This window comes from Sphingomonas sp. S-NIH.Pt3_0716 (assembly GCF_003950715.1).
Taxonomy (GTDB): Bacteria; Pseudomonadota; Alphaproteobacteria; order Sphingomonadales; family Sphingomonadaceae; genus Sphingobium; species Sphingobium yanoikuyae_A.
In genome coordinates this window covers 1-904 of sequence record NZ_QLJK01000116.1, presented here as the reverse complement: position 1 = coordinate 904, position 904 = coordinate 1, and the positions used below count along the sequence as shown (strand labels likewise).

Here is a 904-nt window from a genome sequence, read left to right as displayed (position 1 = left end):
CCGCCCTTGCGACAGGCCAAGGGCAAGAAAAGGCGCTGCAATCGCCACGGCAATCATATGGCCTGCCATATGACCAACCATGCCAAGCGGCAGCACAGCCAGGATCCACCCCGTCGGGACCAGCGCCAGACCGGCGAAAAGTGCGGCGCGCTTCATCGGCAATCCCGCAGGAAAATGACCGGAAGCGCCGTGAACAGCACCCCGACGAAGCTCAGCCCTGCCAGGAGCAAGGTCGACTTGGCCAGGAAACGGAGCCGGTCGATCCGGGTCGAGTCCTCATGGGGCGGCGGATTGCCCGGCAGGCGTGCCTGCGCCCAGGCGATCCATCCCGAAAGCCCGATCATCAGCAGCGCAAGCATCGTGCCGATGACGAACAGCAGCGGAAAACTGGCAAAGCGCCCGGCCTTGGCACAGGAAATGGCCGCCCAGAGATAGGAGGCGAGGAAATGCCCCGCCCAGATCGCTGGTGGAATGATGAGCGTCCAGAGCGTTACCTTGAGCCGCTCATGCCATTTGCCTCGCTCGCTCATGTGATCTGCGGGAACAGGCCGATCGTCGCATAGGTGACGATCGCGGTTAGCGCATAGAAATGCATGTAGACGGTGACGTTGCGCAGGTCCGCGTCATGCACCGGGTCCATGCGCCCGGCGAGACTGCGCGCCAGTGCATAGCCCTGCATGATGGCGGCAACGCCCGCATGGGCCGCGGCCCAGATGGCGAGCGTCCACACGATTGCAGGATAGCTGTGCGCCTGCGGGTCCATGCCATGGGTCCAGGGGCCGGCCAGCCCTGCCCCGATCCCGGCAAGGCTGAGTAGCAGCGCGACCATGAGGCAGAGCCGAGCCATGCCGACATGCTTGCGGGCATGCACCTCGCGCGCGCCAAGCGTCAGCAGCCAGCTTGC

At 65.0% G+C, this 904-nt stretch carries 1 protein-coding gene and 2 pseudogenes; all 3 read right to left on the bottom strand.

Features of this window, described 5'->3' with window-relative positions:
- Positions 1 to 156 (bottom strand): annotated as a pseudogene (locus BRX37_RS27730) (cytochrome c oxidase assembly protein); the annotation flags it as partial.
- Complete coding sequence (locus BRX37_RS26305) at positions 153 to 530, bottom strand: hypothetical protein (protein ID WP_125990379.1); 378 nt, start codon at positions 528 to 530, stop codon at positions 153 to 155. The gene BRX37_RS26305 and the pseudogene BRX37_RS27730, both read right to left, overlap by 4 nt.
- Positions 527 to 904: pseudogene (locus tag BRX37_RS26300) on the bottom strand (cytochrome ubiquinol oxidase subunit I); the annotation flags it as partial. The pseudogene BRX37_RS26300 and the gene BRX37_RS26305, both read right to left, overlap by 4 nt.

Excerpts from the sequence above, each read along its gene's own strand:
- BRX37_RS26305 (WP_125990379.1), bottom strand. The coding sequence starts at position 530 with ATGAGCGAGCGAGGCAAATGGCATGAGCGGCTCAAGGTAACGCTCTGG.